Annotated in this window: 11 protein-coding genes, 1 tRNA gene and 1 pseudogene; 10 read left to right on the top strand and 3 right to left on the bottom strand. The window is 64.6% G+C overall.

The features are described 5' to 3' along the window. The first annotated feature begins 87 nt into the window (after positions 1-87). A complete protein-coding gene (locus tag ACGFSB_RS10315; RefSeq protein WP_393396734.1) occupies positions 88-2343 on the top strand; it encodes a transglycosylase domain-containing protein in 2256 nt (751 codons plus the stop codon). Positions 2344-2532: 189 nt separating this feature from the next. On the opposite strand, the gene ACGFSB_RS10310 is transcribed toward ACGFSB_RS10315, so the two are convergent. Next, a complete protein-coding gene (locus tag ACGFSB_RS10310) occupies positions 2533-2997 on the bottom strand; it encodes a GatB/YqeY domain-containing protein (protein WP_393396732.1) in 465 nt (154 codons plus the stop codon). A gap of 75 nt (positions 2998-3072) precedes the next feature. Between ACGFSB_RS10310 and ACGFSB_RS10305 the strand changes: the two genes are divergently transcribed. The 7 genes from ACGFSB_RS10305 to ACGFSB_RS10275 all read left to right on the top strand — a co-directional run bounded on the left by ACGFSB_RS10305 (position 3073) and on the right by ACGFSB_RS10275 (position 10375). Beyond that, positions 3073-3999 carry a metallophosphoesterase gene (locus tag ACGFSB_RS10305; protein ID WP_393396730.1) on the top strand — a complete coding sequence of 309 codons (927 nt, stop codon included), beginning with the start codon at positions 3073-3075 and terminating at the stop codon, positions 3997-3999. 244 nt (positions 4000-4243) lie between these two features. Beyond that, a tRNA-Pro gene (locus tag ACGFSB_RS10300) sits at positions 4244-4317 on the top strand. Positions 4318-4560: 243 nt separating this feature from the next. Continuing rightward, entirely contained in the window at positions 4561-5250 is a 690-nt protein-coding gene (locus ACGFSB_RS10295) for a DUF488 family protein (RefSeq protein ID WP_393396728.1), read from the top strand. Between the two features lie 88 nt (positions 5251-5338). Continuing rightward, the gene (locus ACGFSB_RS10290) at positions 5339-6172 is read left to right on the top strand and encodes a hypothetical protein (RefSeq protein ID WP_393396726.1); all 834 of its coding nucleotides are present in this window, start codon (positions 5339-5341) and stop codon (positions 6170-6172) included. Positions 6173-6928: 756 nt separating this feature from the next. Then, positions 6929-7660, top strand: a complete 732-nt coding sequence (locus ACGFSB_RS10285) for a DUF4365 domain-containing protein (RefSeq protein WP_393396724.1) — start codon at positions 6929-6931, stop codon at positions 7658-7660. A 402-nt stretch (positions 7661-8062) separates the two neighbouring features. Then, the gene (locus ACGFSB_RS10280) at positions 8063-8569 is read left to right on the top strand and encodes a hypothetical protein (RefSeq protein ID WP_393396722.1); all 507 of its coding nucleotides are present in this window, start codon (positions 8063-8065) and stop codon (positions 8567-8569) included. A 276-nt stretch (positions 8570-8845) separates the two neighbouring features. Next, positions 8846-10375: a hypothetical protein gene (locus ACGFSB_RS10275; protein WP_393396720.1), complete on the top strand. Its 1530-nt coding sequence runs from the start codon at positions 8846-8848 to the stop codon at positions 10373-10375. Positions 10376-10609: 234 nt separating this feature from the next. Here ACGFSB_RS10275 and ACGFSB_RS10270 read toward each other — a convergent pair whose 3' ends face one another. Then, on the bottom strand, positions 10610-10765 hold the full coding sequence (locus ACGFSB_RS10270; RefSeq protein WP_393396719.1) for a hypothetical protein: 156 nt from the start codon (positions 10763-10765) through the stop codon (positions 10610-10612). Positions 10766-10780: 15 nt separating this feature from the next. Then, on the bottom strand, positions 10781-11692 hold the full coding sequence (locus ACGFSB_RS10265) for a hypothetical protein (RefSeq protein ID WP_393396717.1): 912 nt from the start codon (positions 11690-11692) through the stop codon (positions 10781-10783). A gap of 138 nt (positions 11693-11830) precedes the next feature. On the opposite strand from ACGFSB_RS10265, the gene ACGFSB_RS10260 reads away from it, so the two are divergent. Both ACGFSB_RS10260 and ACGFSB_RS10255 read left to right on the top strand, forming a co-directional pair. Then, positions 11831-13339, top strand: coding sequence for an ISL3 family transposase (locus ACGFSB_RS10260; protein WP_393397038.1), 1509 nt, complete (start codon positions 11831-11833; stop codon positions 13337-13339). A 65-nt stretch (positions 13340-13404) separates the two neighbouring features. Next, positions 13405-13746 (top strand): annotated as a pseudogene (locus ACGFSB_RS10255) (NUDIX hydrolase); the annotation flags it as partial. Positions 13747-15320: the final 1574 nt, after the last annotated feature.

Genomic DNA, 15320 nt, shown 5'->3' with positions numbered 1-15320 from the left:
TGCCAAATCGCGCTGCTGTGACAGTTGAGAGCAGCTTAGGCCAAGGCATTGAGGCGTGTCCGGGGAATCAGAACGTAGGCTGCCCCCATGGGAAAGAAGCGCTCGGGCGGTGGTCTGTCACCAACTCAGCAGGCCGCGAAGTTCCTAGGTGTCAGCGTGCTCGCGGGAGCCGTGCTGGCAGGCATCGCTCTGCCCGCGGCCGGCGCGCTCGGCCTCGCGGCGAAGGGCTCTGTCGAGGGATTCGACGAGATCCCTTCCAACTTGAAGCAGCCGCCGCTGAGTCAGCGCACCACGATCCTGGACAACAAGGGCGGCTCGATCGCCACGGTCTACTCACGTGACCGCACCGTGGTGCCGCTCAAGCAGATCTCGCCGTACATGCAGAAGGCGATCGTCGCGATCGAGGACTCGCGCTTCTACGAACACGGCGCGGTCGACGCGAAGGGCATCCTGCGCGCGCTGAACCAGAACGCGCAGAGCGGCGGCGTCTCCCAGGGCGCGTCCACACTCACCCAGCAATATGTGAAGAACGTCTTCGTCGAGGAGGCGGGCGACGACCCGACGAAGGTCGCCGAGGCCACCCAGCAGACCATCGGGCGCAAGATCCGCGAGCTGAAGTACGCGATCCAGGTCGAGGACAAGCTGGGCAAGAAGCGCATCCTCAACAACTACTTGAACATCACCTACTTCGGTCAGCAGGCGTACGGCGTCGAGGCCGCGGCCCAGCGCTACTTCTCCAAGCCCGCCAAGGACCTGAAGGTCCAGGAGGCGGCGCTGCTCGCCGGCATCGTGCAGTCCCCGAGCCGGTACGACCCCGTGAACGACACGGAGGAAGCCACCAAGCGGCGCAACACCGTGTTGCAGCGGATGGCCGAGACGCGCGACATCACACAGGCGGAGGCCGCGGCGGCGAAGGAGAAGCCACTCGGCCTCAAGGTCAGCAAGCCCAAGAACGGCTGCATCACGGCGGCCAGCGGCGCGGGGTTCTTCTGCGACTACGTACGCGAGGTCTTCCTCTCCGATCCGACCTTCGGCAAGACCAAGGAGGACCGGGCCAAGGTCTGGAACCAGGGTGGTCTGCAGATCAAGACGACCCTCGACCCGCAGTCACAGGAGTCCGTACAGGCGTCGATAAAGAATCACGTCAACCAGACCGACGACGTGGCGACGGCGGCCACCATCGTCGAGCCGGGCACCGGCAAGATCCTGGGCATGGGCCAGTCGCGGCCCTACGGCTTCAAGAAGAGCGAGACCACGATCAACCTGTCCGTGGACGACTCCGTGGGCGGCGGCGCGGGCTACCAGCCGGGCTCGACGTTCAAGCCGATCGTGGCCGCGGCCGCCCTGGAGGGCGGAATGCCTCCTACGAAGAGCTACGGCGCTCCGTACGAGATGCCGTACCCGAGCAGTGTCGCGGCGTGCGACGGCAAGAAGTGGTTGAACTCGGGCGGCGCGAAGCTCACCAATGAGAACGAGTCCGAGGTCGGCCCCTACGCCATGAAGGAAGCGACCGCGAAGTCGGTCAACACCTACTACGTAGAGATGATCGGCGACATCGGCATCTGCCCGGTGACGCAGATGGCCAAGAAGATGGGCGTCGAGCGGGCCGACGGCAGGAAGATGGACCAGGCGCCGTCGATCGCGCTCGGCACCCAGGAGATGTCGCCGCTGACGATGGCGGGCGCGTACGCCACGTTCGCCGCGCGCGGCGAACACTGCACGCCCATCGCGATCGAGTCGATCTCCGCTCCGGGCGGCAAGACGCTCCCGGTGCCGAAGTCGACGTGCTCGCGCGCGATGTCGCAGAAGACGGCCGACACGATCAACACGCTCCTGAAGGGCGTGGTCGAGGACGGCACGGGCCAGGAGGCGGGTCTCGGCTCCCGTCCGAGCGCGGGCAAGACGGGTACGACCGACTTCCGCTACGCCGCCTGGTTCGTCGGCTACACCCCGAACATGTCGGGCGCGGTCTGGGTCGGCGACCCGCAGCACAAGCGGCAGATGGTCGACATCACCATCGGCGGAGTCCCGTACGACAAGGTCTTCGGTGGCGAGGTCCCCGGTCCGATCTGGCGGGACGCGATGAGCGGGGCGCTCGCGGGCAAGCCCGCGCCGGGCTTCAACACCATCCACATCCCGGACGGCGACAAGGGCAAGGACAAGAACAAGCCCCACGACGACAACAAGCCGGGCGGCAACGGTGGTGGCGGTGGCGGCAACGACGGCGGTGGCGGCGGGGGCGACGATCCCTGGCCGGACATCTCACTGCCGCCGGACGTCATCGGCGGGAACGGCAACGGCGGGAACGGCAATGGGGGCGGGATCGGCGGCTGGGGCAGGTAATTAATTCACCCTGCGCATGAATGAGGGCGCTCCCTGGCCGACCAGGGGGCGCCCTCATTCGCGTACGCGCGTGTGTGTGCACGTGCCGCATTCGCGTACGCGCGTGTGTGCACGTGCCGCTTTCGCGTACGCGCGTGTGTGTGCACGTGCCGCTGCTGTCCGCTGCTTACTCAGCCCGCGAGTGCTTACTCAGCCCGCGAGCAGCTTCTTGACGATGGCGGCGACGCGGCCGCCATCGGCCAGGCCCGCGACCTTCGGGTTCACGATCTTCATGACCTGCCCCATGGCGCGCGGCCCCTCGGCACCGGCGGCCTTGGCCTCCTCGACGGCCTGGGCCACGATCGACTGGAGCTCGTCCTCGGAGAGCTGCTTCGGCAGGTACTCGGCGAGGATCTCGCCCTCCGCCTTCTCCTTCTCGGCCTGCTCGGCGCGGCCGCCGTTGGCGAAGGCCTCCGCGGCCTCGCGGCGCTTCTTCGCCTCGCGGGCGATCACCTTCTGCACCTCGTCGTCGGAGAGCTCGCGGGCCGTCTTGCCCGAGACCTCCTCCTTCGTGATCGCGGTGAGGGTCAGCCGGAGCGTCGAGGAGCGCAGCTCGTCACGCCCCCTGATCGCGGCGGTGAGGTCTTCCTGAAGCTTCGACTTGAGCGTGGTCATGCGGTGATTGTCGCAGGTGCGTACGGCCCGATGCCCGCTGATTTACGGGGCCTTCGGGTCTGACACGATGGATGGATGCGCGCGCGATACGCAGTACCTCTGGGAATCTCGGCGACGGCCGCCGCCGGTCTGGCCTACTCGGTGGGCTTCGAAGCCCGCTCTTTCCGTCTGCGACGAATCACGGTGCCGGTCCTGCCGCCGGGGATGCGACCGCTCAGAGTCCTCCAGGTGTCGGACATCCACATGGTGTCCGGGCAGCGCAAGAAACAACGATGGCTACAGTCCCTCGCGGGCCTCCGCCCGGATTTCGTGATCAACACCGGGGACAACCTCTCCGACCCGGAGGGCGTACCGGAGACGCTGGACGCGCTCGGCCCGCTGTTGCGGTTCCCCGGGGCGTACGTCTTCGGCTCGAACGACTACTACGGCCCGAAGCCGCGCAACCCCGTCCGCTACCTCTTCGAGAAGTCGCGGGGCCAGCACGGCCTGAACGGCAACCCGCCCGCGGTCGGCGTGATCCACAACCCGTGGGAGGACCTGCGCGACGGCTTCGACGAGGCAGGCTGGGTGAACCTCACCAATACGCGGGGCGCGCTGAAGATCGAGGGCTACGAGATCGGCCTCACCGGCCTGGACGACCCGCACATCAAACGCGACCGGTACGCGCACGTGGCGGGCGGCCCCGCCGCGGGCGCCGACTTCTCGATGGGCATCGTGCACGCCCCGTACCTGCGCACCCTCGACGCCTTCACCGCGGACGGGTACCCCCTGATCCTCGCGGGCCACACCCACGGCGGCCAGGTCTGCATCCCCTTCTACGGGGCACTCGTCACCAACTGCGACCTGGACACGGACCGGGTCAAGGGCCTGTCCTCGCACGAGGCGGAGGGGCACAGGTCGTACATGCACGTATCCGCGGGCTGCGGCGCGAACCGCTACACCCCGATGCGGTTCGCATGTCCTCCGGAGGCGACGCTGCTCACGCTGACGGGGCGGGGCTGACGGCTTCGGGCCGTGGGCCGCGGAGCTGACGGCTGCGTGCTTCGGGCTTCAGGCTTCGGGCCGTGGGGCTGCCGGCGGCGTGCTTCGGGCTCGGGCTTCGGGCCGTGGGGCCGTGGGGCTGCCGGCGGCGGGCTGCGAGGCCCTGCGCTGGCCTACGAAAACCGGATTTCGTCTCCGGGCGCCGGTCCGCTAAAGTAATCGATGTCGCCACGACCCGCGCAGCGGGCCGGTGGAGCAACGACATCGGGGTGTAGCGCAGCTTGGCAGCGCGCTTCGTTCGGGACGAAGAGGTCGTGGGTTCAAATCCCGCCACCCCGACAGTGAAGTACCAGGTCAGGGGCCTGATCCGCAGAGCGGGTCAGGCCCCTGAGTGGTTCCTGGAGATCGCTTGGGAGAAATCTGGGAGAAGATCTTGGTCGGCTTCTCCCAGGACCAGTCTCCAGTGCCGCAGGATGAGTGACACTCAAGCGTCCTCAGACCTGCGCGTTCGCGAATCCAGGGCTCGTAGCTGACCAGGAACGCCGCGGCGGGCCGCCCCAACGGTCGTTAGGAACACCGCACATGGCAGGTCATCGCTCAGCACCTCCCCACGGCCCCGCCTATGCGCTTGCCCAGCGAGTGCGGGCGTTACGGGAGGACCGCGGGTGGACGCGTGAACGGCTGGCCAAAGAGGCAGGCATCGCCGCCGTGACGCTGCGGCGCCTGGAAAGCGAGGGAGCGATCCAGCCAGGTTTCTTCACCGTCGGCGCGGTGGCTGAGGCTCTTTCCGTCTCTCTCGATGATCTTTTCCGGGTGACCCAGGTCCCGCCCGTTACCCCCGGTCTCTGGTCAGCCGGATACGAAGGCCGAGACATCGACTCGTTCGTCGCCTCTCTCGTCGACAGTCACATCGGTGTCGTAGCGGACGTACGGCTTACCCCGATCAGCCGCAAGAAGGGCTTCAGTAAGACCCGCCTCGGGGAGGCTTTGGCCGAAGCCGGCATCGAGTACACGCACCTACGTGGCCTGGGCAATCCGAAGGACAATCGGGAGCCCTTCTGGGACGGCCGCGTGGAAGTGGGGTGCGCGCGCTTCCGTGGCCTGCTGCGATCCGAAGAGGCGCAGGCCGACCTTGACCGCCTCGCAGAGCACGCCCGAGCGTCGCGGGTCGCGGTGCTGTGCTTCGAAAAGGACGAGAGTCGCTGTCACCGGCAGGTCGTCTTGGAGACGGTCCGCAGCCGGGTCCGAGTGCCAGTGAATCCCTTGGCCTGACTTCGTCCCCGACTTTCGCAGGCGCCCTTGCCAGCGGTGCATGCCTCTCGTCCAATCAGATCGGGGAGATCGATGGAGGGGGCACACCATGGCGTCGTCGGCATTCGGGAAGCGACAGCGCGCACGGATCATGATCACGGTCAAGACGTACCCGGAGCTGTCCAGCAAGTACCGCGAGACCAACTGTGTGGCCGGCATACGCCTCGACCAAGGCGAACCGCAGCACGTACGGCTCTTCCCTGTGCCCTTCCGGCTCCTGAGCGAGGAGGCTCAGTTCTCCAAGTACTCGATCATCGAAGTCGACGTCGAGCAACACCGCCTTGAGCGGGACTCCCGCCCAGAGAGCCTCCGGCCCTACCTCGACACGCTAGAGATAGTGGGTGAGGTTCCGTCCGACGGCGGCTGGCAGAAGCGGTATAGGCACGTGGAGCCGCTGATCGCCCCGTCGCTCTGCTCCATCAAGCGGGATCAGGAGAAGCGAGGAACGTCCCTCGGTGTCTTCCGCCCCGCCGAGATCACCCGCTTCCGGCTGGAGGCCGCCGAGCCCTGGTCTGTCTCCAAAGCCGCGCTGGCCGACCAACTCGACTTGTTCGAGCAGGAGCTGAACCCGCTGGAGTGGGTGCCACTCGACCTCCGCTATAGCTTTCGCTGCGCCGACGACGACTGCCCGACCCACGACATGGGGCTGAAGGACTGGGAGGCAGGCCAGTCGTACCGCAAGTTCCTGCGCAAGTACGGCGAGGACGGGGTCCGTGATGCGCTCCGCGAGCGCTGGTACACGCGGATGTGCGCCCCGAACCGGGCCGTCCACTTCTTCGTCGGAAACATCGCCGCCCATCCCAAGACGTTCATGCTGCTGGCCGTCTTCTACCCGGAGCGGAAAGTCGTCGAGTACGTGCAGGACAGCCTGTTCGGTGAGTGAGTGACACTCTCCTGCCGATCCGTCTTGACTGGAACAGTGCGACCAGTCCGATCATGAGCAAGACCTACGCCACCCCTCCGACGAGCTCGGTACGTTCCGCAGGCCAGCGTGCGGAGGGCGCCACCCAGCCTGAGGGAAGCGCCAACGCATCGCATACGGCGACCACTCCCTCGATCGGCGTACCAACCTTGATCGGTTCCTGCGATGGCTACCATCGCCACCAGGGACGCCAGAGCCCGGTATGTCGTCGTCAACATGTTCAGTGAGCGGGCCTCCTTGATCACATTGTTCACTGTGCTGGATTGGCCTGATACGAGCACATCTCTTACGGAGTGCGCTTGAAACACAGAACCCTCGACGTGACCGCACAGCTCATTGCTAGCAACTTGATGCTTACTCATGCGCCGGAAGCTACGCCCTGCGCACAGAACACGGCCACCAAGCCGAATTGCCGCTTGCCCCTCTCACAGAGTGGAACTCACCGCACACCACAAAGCACGGCAGGTGTCAGTCGGGCGCGGACCATGGGAAACATGATCCAGCCATAGTCAGCCACGGAATCCCGGCCCGCTCAGGCTGGCCCTCGTCATGCGCAGACCTCGGTTTCGAAACTAAAGTCATCTCCGATAGATTCCAGGTCAGATGTTTCTGACCTGGGGTTTTCTGTTGCCTGAGGGGCATGCACCATAACCTGGTCACCGCATGTCTTGAGGGGGATAGATGCCAAAGGTGCCAGAGAGCCGACGTATCGGACGCATGGCGGTGAATGAGGTGCGTGCTCTGTTGGAGAGGCACGGGCACATCGTGCAGGAGATTGACGGGGGCAACGACCACGGCGAAGACTTACACGTCACCTTCGTGCAGAGCGGCCGTCGGACAGAAGACTCCCTGGCCATCCAGGTCAAGGGCGGCGTCTCGACACGGACCAGAAGGGGGCATCGCGTTCCGGTCGGTGATCACGAGGGCAACTGGCGTGATGGGAGCCTCCCCGTGCTCTGCATCGTCCACGATGCCGAACGTGGTGGTCTCTTCTGGGCCAACGCGACGCGCCAACTCCGCCGGGCCACCGCACTGCGCAAGAAGGTGCGGTCCATCGTCGTGTCCGGAGAGTCCGTACTGCACGACGCGAACCTCGATAGGTTCGTCGAAGGCATGCGCCACTACTTAGCCCGGGAACGCCAGGGTGTTGGCAGGTGGGCGGATATGGCGGACGTCGAGTTCGCCCCGAGCGACATCGTCAAACCCTTCGAGAACGAGGTCTACGAACCCATGGTCTTCTGGCAGCGCCGCGGGAAGCCATTCGCAGTGCTGCTGCACCACGACCTGGATTGGGAGCCGGTGCGCATCGAAGAGCGAATGCTCCGGTTCGAGCCGATTCCATTGGTCGGCGACCTCATCCTCGACATCGCGGAAGCCCACTGGCTTATGGGCTGCTTCAGATCCACAGAGTGGTGGCGCCGACCGGTCAAGCAGGGCGACCCAGTCTGAGGCACCGGCGGATGGGCGCCTTCTGCGGCAATGTATTGCCAACAGGCTTATGAATAGCCACGTGGTTGAGGGCGGCCGGCGTGCACTCAGCCGAGGGAAATCTGACCGGGCAAGACCTTGCCGGAACCACGTTCGGAACGAAGAGGTCGTGGGTTCAAATCCCGCCACCCCGACAGCTGAAACACCAGGTCAATGGCCTGATCCGCATCGCGGGTCAGGCCCTTCCTGCGTCTCAGGTGATCGTTTGGGAGAAATCTGGGAGAAGATCTTGGTCGGCTTCCCCCAGCGGCATCTGCTCTCCTCCCTTACGGTGAGGTGCCTAACAGGGACCGCCGTATGCGCGTTCGTGAATCGGCGGCCCCAAGACCAGCACGGTTGGAACCGAGCCAACCAGGGGGGCCAGTGGAGCCGAGAAGCGCAGCAGCAGTAGGAATCGACTTTCCGTACACCGCGCGTACCACCTGCTACATCGAGGTTCACGATGACGGCAGAGTCACTCATGGCGGCGATCGGGCCGCCTACGAGCGCGTCGCCGCCGGAAAGTCGCGGTTGTTCGCGGTCTGGCCCGGCGAGTGGTCGAGCCACCTGTTCGTGATCGACGACCTCGACGAGTATGCCAAAGCCCAGGGGATCAAGCACGACCAGAACAGGACCGGGCTGGAGGAACACGTCCACGACGTGGAGTGGACCGAGGCGAGGGGCCGCAACCCCAATCCCCGGAGTCCGTACATCAGCATCCGGCTCAAGCTGACATGCGGATGCGAGATCCGTGACTTGGGCACCTTCGCGAGCCAGATGCAGGAGCAGCGGGGTTGGGCCATCGCGACCAGCGTTGGGTGGGGCAGCAGCAGTGGCCCCGAAGGTACGTCCTACTCCCTGCGGGTGCGACGGAAGAGTCTCGGCATCTAAGCACCTACAGCAAGGGCAGCAACCTTCCGAAAAACCGTCCGCGGACCTCGTACCTACGGCAGGCTGACCGCAAGGAGGGTACATATGGGGCGGGCATCTCGAAAGAAGCGTGAGCAGCGGTCAGCAGGACAGCGCAGGCCGGCGCGGGCGGCTGTGCCAACACCTACAGATCCGCGCGCCGAAGGTGAAGCCGCTCTGGGGCGGCTGATGCGCACCAACTCCCCAGGCAAGGTCAGCCTGGCAGGAGCGTACGCGTTCGGTTACGGAGCTCTAGGCATGGCGCAGTTGGACGGGGACGACCAACCTTGGTTCCATGACATCGACCCCCTGGATGCCCTGTTCTTAGGCACCGCATGGCCGCAGAAGTTCAGGGACGAGTTCGAATTCGCCAACGCACGTGACGGCTGGCTCCGGATTCTTCGTGGCACGGTGCACTGGAAGGGCATCGAGAGCTTCGTCCGCGAGGTCGTTACCGCAAGCGAGGAATACAACCTCCCAGTGGATGAGGGGGAGTTGATGCTGAAGCTGACGGGCCGGTTGGAGGTGCTTGGCCTCGATCAGCGCAAGTTGCCCTCCACCTGCCTGCCGGGTTCGGCACTGGCCGGGACGCGTCCGATCGAAGGACCTCCTCCCGATCAGGTACTGCCGGAACCTCCGGTCGACGCAAACGAGAGGATCGCTCGTTTCTGGGAGGGCACTCAGATCGACCTCCCCCACGACGGAACGCCCCTTGACGCACTGCGACATGGGGTCTACCTGCTCACCCAAATGGGTCTGCGCCTGGACGACGACCCCATGGCGCTCCTCCCCGCCCTCTATCTCGCCCTGGTGGCGAAGGACGGTGAAGAGATCAGCGATGCGGGCGAGTGGGCAGTGGCCTGGGCATACGCGCTGCCTCCAGGATCTTCGCTGATTCCGGTCACTGACGTCCTGCTCTTGGGACCTGCTCAAGGTCTGAGCACGAATGAGATGCTCGCTCGGCTCTTCTCTCTCCCCAACCTCGGGGAGCCCGTCAGCAGCGCGGACAGACGATGGACCAGCTCTCCTGGCTGCGCGCTGATCGATCTCGCTTTCGAGCAAGGCTTCTCACAGGTCATCACTCGTAACGGCAAGGTCGTTCGCATCGACGACACCGCGGTTGCCTCCTTCAAGGCGCAGCTTCGTCGGTTCGAGGAGAAATTCGGCCGTCCTCCTGGCCCTGACGATCCCGTGTTCTTCGATCCCGACGCGGAAACGCCCCAGGTGCCTTCCCTGAGGAGCATCGAGGCCCACGGTGTCGAACTGCTGGAGACCATCGGCCTGTCTGCGGCCTGGATCTTTGCCTATCGCGAGACCAAGGGGTTGCTGCCGCGCCTTGATGGCACGTTTCTGACCGAGCGCGATGCCTCTGAGTGGAACGCAGCGATCGCTCGTTACGTGGAACAGGCCGACGCCGAGTTCCCAGATTTCGATGACAACATGGAGATCCTTCGGACCAACTTCCTGGCCAGGGAGGTGATGACAGCGGTCCAGGATCCCGAGCACGGCCGCGAGCTCGTAGCCACCTTGGACGGTGGGAGTGGAGGGGAACTGCTCGGATCTTTCCTCGACCGCATGGCCCCCTCGCTGGAGGAGCTCGTACAGGAGGACCCATCGCTTCTGGACTCCGCTGCCGAGTTTGCCAGGGCTTGGGGTGGCGCAACGCTGCAGAATCGGGTGTCCGTCATCGCTGGTGCGCTCTCTGATCTCGACCGGAAGGACACTACGGCCGTACTCACCGTCGCTGCGGCGTTCTTTGCCAGGCAGACCGCGCCAGAGTCGGACTGAGTTGCTGAGTCAGGGGCCCGAACCATAAGCGAATCGAGCCCCTGGCTGGTGGCGGTGGCCTTCCAGTGGGTGCCTCTGTCGATGTCCGCCGAGCAAAATCGATCCCCGCCGCGCGGGGCGACAGCTGGCGGAACTCTGTACGGCCTGCCCCCGCCTCCTGCACTACGGGCTGGGCGGACGCTCTAAGCAGCTACCACCGCGTCGCCAAGCGTTGTTTGGGGGATCGCGGCGTACTTACGCGTGGCCTCCAGTGTGCGCCGCCCCCTCGGGTTCATCCGCCGCGGACGGGTGGACGTACCTGCCCTTGTTAAACGGGGTGAACCACGCCTTGAACGACATCGGCGCCACGCCGAGAGCCTCTCCGACGGCGCTCTCGTCGATGCCGTCCATGGAGTCGTCGTAGAGTCACTCGTGATCCATGTCCTCGTAAACGTTGTCAGCGAACGAGTCGAGTGCGGCCGAGACGCCGTCGTCGAGCAGCCCGAAAGTCTCCAGGGCCACGTGCGTCTCAGTCAGTAGTAGTTTCAGCGCGAGTTCCTCAGCGACGCAGCTCAGCTGCTGGAAGCTGCCGTCTGTGAAGCGGGTGGTCATGGCGATGACCGTCACCAGGAAGCGGCGAGCGAAACGGGCGTCGTACTGGAGGGCGTATCGCTCGGGAAGGTCCTCGAAGTGCCACAGGGGACCGTCGCATTCAGCAGCGGTGGTGTCCTCCTCCGTCAGAGTCTGCACGTCTTGGAACAGCTCGTCCACCAAGATGTCCGTCGCGTACACCAAAGCACCAGCAGCGAGTTTGGCGCCCTCCGGCGAAGTGGCGAACTCGCTGGCACCTTCTTCGTCGTCTTCGTCCTCTTCGTCGTCCAAAACGCCGAACATCACGGGTGGGAAGGAGCGCAGCTGATCCGCCCGTGCAAGCATCTGACCGCGTACCACCTCGGCTTGCGCCTCGGCGTCGTAGCCCTCGCTTTCGTCCTCGGGCGTGGGGCTCTCGGTATGCCGCGCCTTTCGGTCCGCCAGATTGTCGGGCGGGGCATCGGGACCGTCGGCAGCGGCGAGACTCTCCTGGGCGAGCTCCGGGTGCAGTTCGACCTCACATCGCTCGATCTGCCAGTCAGCCAACAGCTCGGATCGTTCCAGCAGTTCACCCACCACTGACCGGACGGCCTCCTCTGCGAACTCCAGAGCTGACGCATCCACAAACACCTTCAGAAGTGCGCCGCCTGGGTAGACGGCCACGATGGTGTCGAGAAGATCGACTTCCGTGCCGTCGGGTCCCTCGATCGCCTCGACAGAGGCAAAACCATCCTCAATGAGCACCACCGCGCCGGCGCGTTGAAGGGGAGTGTCATTTTCTTGGGTCTTCCTAGATTTTCGTAGCTGGTGATCAGCTCGGTACTTCCGGGGACCCGTGTCCCGATTTCGGGCATGCTGGGCGTGTGTGACATCGAACTGTCTGCGCTGTTGCCGCAGTTGGTGAGAGTGCAGGTTGAGCGGGTGTACGCCGGGGCGGACCGGATCCGGATCACGGCCCGGACCAGGGACGGGGTCTCCTGCGTCTGTCCGGGGTGTGGTCAGCGTTCTTCGTGGGAGCACTCGCGGTATGTGCGGCATGTTGCAGATGAGGCTGTCGGCGGCAGACCGGTCGTGATCGACCTCTGTGTGCGTCGTTTGTACTGCGAGAACCCGGCCTGTTTGAAGGTGACTTTCGTCGAGCAGGTGACGGGATTGACGGAGCGGTATCAGCGACGGACCCCGATGTTGCGCCGGGTGATCGAAGCGGTCGCCGTAGCCCTGGCCGGGTCGGCCGGTGCCCGCCTGCTGGCCGTGTTGCACCAGAGGCTGAGCCGGGCGGGTGTGCTCAACTGCCTGATGCGGATCATCGTGCCCGGGCGCCGAGCCCCGCGGGTGGCCGGAATTGACGAGTTCGCCCTGCTCAAAGGACACCGTTACGCCGTCATCGTGACGGACGCGGATACCGGTGAGCGGATCGAGGTGCTGCCCGACCGGCGGGCCCCGGCAGTGACCGCCTGGCTGCGGGAACACCCCTCGATTCGGGTGGTCTGCCGGGACGGCTCCGGCTCCTTCGCCCGGGCCATCGCCGATGCCGATCCCACAATCGTGCAGGTCATGGACCGCTGGCACCTCTGGCACGGCCTCGTCGAGGCGGCCTTGAAGGAGGTGACCGCCCACGGGTCATGCTGGGGAAAATTCGGCCCGCCACTGCGCGAGAGCAGGCGGGCGGCAACGACGCAGGAGCGATGGCAGCAGATCCACCGGCTCTTGGAGGCCGGGGTCGGCATGCTGGAGTGCGCCCGCCGGCTCGGCCTGAGCCTGAACACCATCAAAAGCTATGCCCGGCAGGACTCCCCCGACCGTCTCATCCGCACTCCCGTCTACCGCCCCGGCCTGGTCGATCCCTACCGCGACCACCTGCGGGCTCGCCGCAACGCCGATCCGGCGGTTGCCACCACACGCCTGCTGACCGAGATCCGGGAGATGGGCTACACCGGCAGCGCGAACCTCCTGGTCCGCTACATCAACTCCGGCCGCGTCGAAGCCGACCACGCCACCTTGTCGCCACGCCGCGTGACCCGATTGCTGAGCACCCACCCCGATCACCTCGACGATGAGCAACAGATACTGCTCGGCCAACTGGCCGGTGCCTGCCAGCAGATGGCGGCCCTCGCGGCCCGGATCCGCAGCTTCGCCGGCCTGCTCGACCCTGCACAGGGCAACGACCAGCTCCTGACCGACTGGATCACCAGCACCCGCGCAGCCGAACTGCCTTTCCTGCGCTCCTTCGCATGCGGTCTCGAACGCGACCGAGCCGCCGTCGACGCAGCCCTCACCCTGCCCCACCACAACGGCCGGACCGAAGGCGTCAACAACAAGATCAAGCTCCTCAAACGCCAGACCTACGGACGCGCCGGACACGCTCTCCTTCGCCAGCGCATCCTGCTCAACTGACCACAGGACCACGCCGATCACCAGCTACGAAAATCTAGGAAGACCCATCTTTAGGACAGTCCCGCACTTGGGAACTCCCTGGCGGTGTGCTCGAACTCGACGAGACCCCCGAAGCGGGCGTACGGCGCGAAGTCTTGGAAGAAACGGGCATCCACATCGAGGTGGACGAGCTCACCGGGGTCTACAAGAACACGACCCGGGGCATCGTGGCGCTGGTCTTCCGCTGCAAGCCGGTCGGCGGCACCGAGCGCACGTCCATCGAATCAACCGCCGTCGACTGGCTCACGCCCGAAGAGGTCGCCGGGTGGATGTCCGAGGTCTACGCGATCCGGCTCCTGGACGCCCTGGACGGGGCAGGCCCTCACGTACGAAGCCACGACGGCAAGCACCTGACGCCGACGCGATAGAACTTTCCCTACTTCATCAAGGCCCGCGCACAGCGCGGGCACGCGCCGCCTCGACGGCGCGGCCTGCCTCCTGTCTCCGCCCCGGCTGGCCGCGCCAGGCGGCGCGCTCGCGAGCTGCGGGCATGAAGTGGGAGACACCCTCTGTGGCTGGGGCGGTCGGCTCCACGGCTTTAGGCAGCCACTTTGGGGCGAGCCTCGAAGATCATGGCCCCAACGTCGTGCTTTAACGGGCAGGTCCACAGACTGCCCGACTCGCCATGAGCTTACGGGGCCATGATCACTCCCCCCAAAGCAGCTCCCGCCCAAAGCCGCTACGCCGACCTTCGGACGAAAGTAACCACGCTCTCAGCAACTTGCGACTTCTTGTACTCTCGCGCCGACCTATTCAAGGTAGTTAGAGTCCGCCTTACGGGAAATTGCTCCAGTAGGGCGAGGTCCCACCCCCGCGCGCTAGCCTCATCCACACAGATATCTGCCAGAGGAACGTGCTCATCTTTGTAGTAAGAATCCTGTACAACCATGCAGAGGCTTCCACCAGGTCGCACAACTCGGGTCATCTCATCGAAGCCTGCAGAAAGATCGCGCAAGTACTGCAACGTCTGCTTGAGATAATACCCGCTCGACGCCTTACTGCTATGCGAAGAAACCCGCTTTATTAGATCCTCAGCTACTCTTCCTGGCCGAAATGCGTGACTGACGTCATTTCGGATAAGGGTAGTCCCCATGAGACCCGATCGCAGTTCGCGACTATTCATGACGTCGATACCCAGCACGGCCAATTCCCGGCAGTATGCGATGCCGTAATCAATACGCGTCAGATACGGGGGCGAGGTCAGAATCAGGTCGACAGAACTATCCCGGATAGGCAACCGATCCGAAGAAGCAGTAACAAGTGTCGTCGCACCAGAACCAAGGGGCGCGTGCTTTAGCCGCTCAATGAGGTAATCCTGCTCCGCAATGACCAAACCATCCAGGTCCACAGGTGCAATATCTACCAAATCGTCGCAAGATCGAGCTCGCTTAACCCAGGTAGGATTACTGCCCTCAAATTGCTTAGTGGTCGCACGGACAACTCGAAATAGACTTGCCAGCCCCACAGCCCGCATCTCAAGGGGTTTCTGGTTGAGACTTACGGTCCATTCCCTAATCCGCTGAACCGTGGAATCCGCGAACCAATTAGACAGTGCGTCACCGACGCAATCAATCGAGGGTTTCACGGTTTTTTGAGGCGGTCGCGATGGCTTCCCATGCATACCTACCTGGCACCGCAATTGAGCTACCAGGTTAGCTACAGGATTTCTGTCAATTCCAACCGCAGGATGCCCGTCACACTGTGCCGCCAGCGTGGTGGTGCCGCTTCCATTCCAGGGGTCGAGTACCACTTTCCTGGCATTACCAGCCGACTGATCATTTAGCTGCTTACGGGCCCAGTCGAAAGCAAACCCGGCGTAGTAAGGGAAAATGTCCGCCAGGCCTGCAGTATCAACCGGCGGCTTCTTTGGCGACAAAACCCGTGACGTATCGAGAAAGTCGCTTGACACCGGCAGAGGTAGCTGCAGAATTTCGCTAGGTCC

Source organism: Streptomyces sp. NPDC048441 (assembly GCF_043200235.1).
GTDB lineage: Bacteria > Actinomycetota > Actinomycetes > Streptomycetales > Streptomycetaceae > Streptomyces.
The sequence above is the reverse complement of the archived record's forward strand: the minus strand, read 5'-3'. Positions and strand labels throughout refer to the sequence as shown.

Coding starts and splice junctions, on each gene's coding strand:
- ACGFSB_RS10270 (WP_393396719.1), bottom strand. CDS start 10,765: ATGGACGGCATCGACGAGAGCGCCGTCGGAGAGGCTCTCGGCGTGGCG.
- ACGFSB_RS10290 (WP_393396726.1), top strand. CDS start 5,339: ATGGCGTCGTCGGCATTCGGGAAGCGACAGCGCGCACGGATCATGATC.
- ACGFSB_RS10285 (WP_393396724.1), top strand. CDS start 6,929: ATGGCGGTGAATGAGGTGCGTGCTCTGTTGGAGAGGCACGGGCACATC.
- ACGFSB_RS10315 (WP_393396734.1), top strand. CDS start 88: ATGGGAAAGAAGCGCTCGGGCGGTGGTCTGTCACCAACTCAGCAGGCC.
- ACGFSB_RS10310 (WP_393396732.1), bottom strand. CDS start 2,997: ATGACCACGCTCAAGTCGAAGCTTCAGGAAGACCTCACCGCCGCGATC.
- ACGFSB_RS10295 (WP_393396728.1), top strand. CDS start 4,561: ATGGCAGGTCATCGCTCAGCACCTCCCCACGGCCCCGCCTATGCGCTT.
- ACGFSB_RS10305 (WP_393396730.1), top strand. CDS start 3,073: ATGCGCGCGCGATACGCAGTACCTCTGGGAATCTCGGCGACGGCCGCC.
- ACGFSB_RS10275 (WP_393396720.1), top strand. CDS start 8,846: ATGGCGCAGTTGGACGGGGACGACCAACCTTGGTTCCATGACATCGAC.